At 32.3% G+C, this 4,895-nt stretch carries 3 protein-coding genes and 3 pseudogenes; 4 read left to right on the forward strand and 2 right to left on the reverse strand.

All coding sequences use genetic code 11. The features are described 5' to 3' along the window. Together J4P91_RS28230 and J4P91_RS28235 are read right to left on the reverse strand one after the other, a co-directional pair. Positions 1-272: pseudogene (locus tag J4P91_RS28230) on the reverse strand (transposase domain-containing protein); the annotation flags it as partial. Positions 273-528: 256 nt separating this feature from the next. Further along, the gene (locus tag J4P91_RS28235) at positions 529-1,317 is read right to left on the reverse strand and encodes an alpha/beta fold hydrolase (protein ID WP_207996734.1); all 789 of its coding nucleotides are present in this window, start codon (positions 1,315-1,317) and stop codon (positions 529-531) included. Positions 1,318-1,803: 486 nt separating this feature from the next. On the opposite strand from J4P91_RS28235, the pseudogene J4P91_RS28240 reads away from it, so the two are divergent. The 4 genes and pseudogenes from J4P91_RS28240 to J4P91_RS28250 all read left to right on the forward strand — a co-directional run. Beyond that, positions 1,804-2,105: pseudogene (locus J4P91_RS28240) on the forward strand (transposase); the annotation flags it as partial. Further along, a complete protein-coding gene (locus J4P91_RS28245) occupies positions 2,092-3,228 on the forward strand; it encodes an RNA-guided endonuclease TnpB family protein (protein WP_374192076.1) in 1,137 nt (378 codons plus the stop codon). The pseudogene J4P91_RS28240 and the gene J4P91_RS28245, both read left to right, overlap by 14 nt. A 226-nt stretch (positions 3,229-3,454) precedes the next feature. Further along, positions 3,455-3,538, forward strand: a pseudogene (locus J4P91_RS29865) (IS6 family transposase); the annotation flags it as partial. A 298-nt stretch (positions 3,539-3,836) separates the two neighbouring features. Continuing rightward, the gene (locus J4P91_RS28250; protein WP_207996736.1) at positions 3,837-4,613 is read left to right on the forward strand and encodes a helix-turn-helix domain-containing protein; all 777 of its coding nucleotides are present in this window, start codon (positions 3,837-3,839) and stop codon (positions 4,611-4,613) included. Positions 4,614-4,895 lie beyond the last annotated feature (282 nt).

Genomic DNA, 4,895 nt, shown 5'->3' on the forward strand with positions numbered 1-4,895 from the left:
TACATCCATTGCCCTTTTACTTTCACATACGTTTCATCGACTCTCCAGGAATCATTTGTTGTCTTAAGATGACGTCGTACTCTTTCATCTAATTAAGGTCCATATTGATGCACCCAACGCATAATTGTTGTGTGAGCGATTGATAAATCTCGTTCTTCCATCATTTCCGCCAGGTTACGAAAGCTCAAATTGTACCGTAGGTACCATCTTACTGTTAATAAGATTAGTTCAGGCTGATAATGTTTCCACTTGAATAAGTTTTGCTTTTCCATACTGATCACGTCCTTTTTAGAGTACTAGTATCAGTATGTCCAAATTTCAGAGATTAATTACATAAGTCTTATAGTTTTTGCACCAGAACCGCCCACGGCTACTAAAATAATATCTTTCTTGAACTGTTTTCCTTTAAAGTATCGCATTTGTGATTCTCCTTGTTCTTTTTTTTCTAGGGTGTAGCCTCATTTAGAAAACTTTGCAACAGAACCTTATTTTTTCTTCTAATAATGTACACGTTAGTCAAATAAGTAATTATTGTACTTTCGATATAAAGTTATGAACTGTCTTATTAAAAACATGGGGTTGACAAAGGTTACTTGGGTCAAAAGAATCATTAATAACCTGTATCTCTGAATTTTTTATTAAATTTGCTACTTGTTTCATCATCTGAACACCTAATTTAGTATGGTCTCCAACTAAACAAAGGGTCGGAGCTTCTATAATCGATAAATGTTTATTAAATTTAATTTTATTTATTGCTTTTCTTTGAATTTTAGCTTCATGTTTTCTCATGTTAAACATTACACTTTCCATCTCTGTGCTAGCCAAAGCCCATCTTTTATACGAGACTTTTGTTAATTGGGCTAACCACTTTTTAGGGAAATTAATAACCCAAGTTTGGTTAGCACCAATCATAGCTAATAATTTTTGAAAGGAATCAATGGACGTGTCACAAAAACTATCCACTATTACTAATGCCGTAACAGTTTCGGGATAAGTAATGGCTAACTTTTGAATTAAAACACCGCCATACGAAACTCCAACAAATATTGCAGCTTCAATCTTTAAAAGGTTTAAAATTTCCTTTATATCATTTGTTTGCATTTCCAAAACACTTTCAAAGTGACAGTCTAGTTTTCCAGAATTTCCATTACCTCTTAAATCTATTAAAATTACTTCGAAAAAGTTTTTAAAATACTCTACTTGTGGTTTATACATCGAGGAAGAAGCACCTAATCCATGTATAAAAATAAGAGGTCTCCCTTTACCATAAGATTCATAAAATATTTTAATTCCGTCTTTAGTTCTTAAATAAGGCATTTCTCTCCCCCTTAACATAAAAATTTTACCATCATCTTCTTATCCTGCTTATGTTAGTTAAATACATTCCCTCACAATCTTCTATATATACTTTAACAGGTTCTGTTGCAAAGTTTTTTAAACTAAGCTAAACTTTCGAAAAAGAAAACGAGGAGAATCACAGATGGGATATTTTAAAGGGTTCTGTTGCAGTTATCTTGAAGTTGCTGCACCAAAATGAGTTTTCTAATCTAAATTTTTTTTGTAAAATCATGTATTTTTTGATTAGATTCTGTAGTATTGATTATATATTAAAGATGTGCTGCTATTATAATAAGTTTGAAAAAGCCTCAACTTCTGTCCGAAAGTAGTCTTCCACTTTTAAACGTGAAGGTGCGACAGCGCCAGTGAAAGTGGAAGATGAATTTCGGTTAGGGGTAGCCTAAAGTTGTCTCTTTTTCATGCTATTATATTATCACTTTGTTCTGAAAAGTGATTAATGCTCTCATATCTGACTATATGAAAGATATGTTTGTTCGATTGGATGAGAATTACAATATTACCTTAGTCGAATGGAATCATGATACTGAACATGTGCATATTTTGTTCAAAATACATCTGAATACTGAAATGTTAAAGTTTATCAATGTTCATAAAAGCGCAAGTTCTCGATTTATAAAAAAGCATTTTCCATCAGTAAAAGAAGAACTTTAGAAAGAGTATTTTGGGGCAAAAAACGTTTGATTGCTTACAACGGATGGTGCGCCATTGAAAGAATAAAAAAACACATAGAAAATCACAAAGCATGAGGTGAGGGATTTTGATATGGCAAACAAAGCATATAAGTTCCGTCTATATCCAACACCAGATCAAGAGCAACTTCTTATGAAAACTTTCGGTTGCGTTCGTTTCGTCTACAATCAAATGTTGGCTGAACGAAAGGAAACGTATAAGCAATTCAAGGATAACAAAGAAGGATTAATGAAGCAAAAGTTCCCTACTCCTGCTAAATACAAAAAGGAGTTTGTATGGCTCAAAGAAGTAGATAGCCTTGCATTGGCAAATGCGGGGCTCAATTTGCAGAAAGCGTACAAAAACTTCTTTTCAGGTCGTGCTGAATTTCCAAAGTTCAAAAGCCGTAAGGCAAGACAATCTTACACAACCAATGTGGTCAACGGAAACATTATGCTTTTGGAGGGCTATATCAAATTACCGAAATTGAAACTTGTAAAAATGAAACAACATCGGGAGATTCCGTCACATCATATCATCAAGTCTTGTACGGTTTCTCGAACTAAAACAGGAAAATATTATGTTTCTATTCTCACCGAATACGAACATGAGCCTATACTAAAAGAAGTACAAGCTGTTGCTGGTTTGGATTTTTCTATGAATGGCTTATTTGTTGATAGTGAAGATGGCAAGATAGCCAATTACCCTCGTTTCTATCATCAAGCCTTGGAAAAATTAGCGAAGGAACAGCGTATTCTATCACGCAGAAAGAAAAGCTCTAATCGTTGGCATAAACAGCGTCTGAAAGTAGCGAAGCTATATGAAAGAATTGCGAACCAACGAAAGGACTTTCTACATAAAGAATCGTACAAATTGGCGAAACTATATGATTGCGTGGTTATCGAAGATCTCAACATTAAGGGAATGTCACAAGCCCTCAATTTCAGTAAAAGTGTTGCTGACAATGCATGGGGTATGTTCACGACATTTCTCCAATACAAGTTAGAAGAGCAGGGAAAAAAGTTTATCAAAATAGATAAGTGGTTTTTATCATCCCAAACTTGTTCTTGTTGTGGTCAAGTAAAGGAGTCTCTATCTCTTTCGGAGCGCACATTCTACTGTGAATGTGGTTTTATGGCAGACAGGGACTGGAATACTTCTATCAATATCAAGCGTGAAGGATTACGATTGTTAGCATAAGCATATATAGAGCAAGGAACAGGATCGATAGCTAAGTAAATTTCGTACCATTAGGTACGATTACCTTAGAAGTCCCCACCTTTAGGCAAAGTGTAGGTGGAGGAGTTCACATGATGGTTTTTTGAATTTTTTACGGTTCTGGTGCAAAAACTTCAGGATAATTACAATAAATCTATAAAACTTGGACATACTGATACTATTACTCTAGAAAGGGTAAGTAATTGGTATGGAAAAAGAAAATTTGTTCAAATGGAATCATTATCAGCCTGAACTAATTCTATTAACAATTTCTTATATATATTCAAAAAACACGATACCCTTAGGCGTATTTTAAGGCATTTAATTATAAATTTGTGTATAAGGGCCCTGTTAAAATTGTAAATTTCGTTCAATTGTTAGTTTGAAATAAAATTGCGGTGTTTTAAAAAAAGACGCGATGTTTTGAATAAAGTCGTACCGTTAAATCAGCAGGATGAGTTCGATGAGGGATAACTCCAATGTTTTCCAATTCGTGGTCTGTACCTCTTATAATAAAGAAAAAAAGAAGATGATTACGATATGCCAACGTCAGTATATAAATTGGAATAAATTCTAGGGAGGATATTATATTGAATACAATTGGTGAAAAAATTCGTGAATTTAGAAAAACATATAATTTATCCCAAAGGGAATTATGTGACGGAATATGCACAACATCTCAATTAAGTCTTATTGAAAATAATAAAATTAAGGCTAAACCTGAGATGATACAATTATTTTCAGAACGAATGGAGTTACTAAAGTCAAATGTCGCAAATCAGAGTGAAAATATAGGAGAATTCTTTCTCAAAGAACGACAAGAACATGGAATTACACAAAAAGTCCTATGTTATGGAATATGCACAGTATCTTATTTAAGTAAAATTGAAAATAATAAGCTAGTTCCAAGTCGTAACATTAAAAAAGCATTATATAAAAGGTTAGAGGAAATCAAAAATAATACAATAGACTTAGAAATACTTGATTTAGAAAAATTATACGATAGTATGATTTATTTTTTAAATAAACAAGAAACTAATAAGACTAAAAGGATGTTACATGAAGGTTTAAAATCTACAAAAAATCATCCTAAATTACATTGTTTATTTTTATATCAAAATTATTTATATTTTGATCAAACAAATCTAAAAAGTTTTCTTGAGACAACAGCTATTCCCTTTTTTGAACATCAAAAAGATAATAAACAATTATCTATATTTTATATTGATTTAGCAACTTGTTATCAAGAGGAAGGTCAATTTGAAAAAGCATGTCTATATTATCAAAAAGCTATTTCTTATATGAAGATATTAAAAAACACGAATGTTATATCGTCTCATAAAAATGTTCAAATGCAATTTTCATAGGGAAAATAAATGATGTTTAATGTTTGTTATCTGTACAACACAAACTCTAAGAATAGTCGTGACTGGAAATATCCTTCAAAAATGAAATATGTAAAAGACCATCCTTTTTGAAGTGGTCTTTTTTTCGTAAGAGATCCAAACAAAATGGAACAAAGAAAGAACGGTTCTGGTGCAAAAACTATAAGATTTATGTAACTAATCTCTGAAACTTGGACATACTGATACTATTACTCTAGAAAGGGTGCGTGATTGGTATGGAAAAAGAAAATTTGTTCAAATGGA

The sequence above is a fragment of the Bacillus sp. XF8 genome, from assembly GCF_017498755.1.
GTDB classification, from domain to species: Bacteria; Bacillota; Bacilli; order Bacillales; family Bacillaceae_G; genus Bacillus_A; species Bacillus_A bingmayongensis.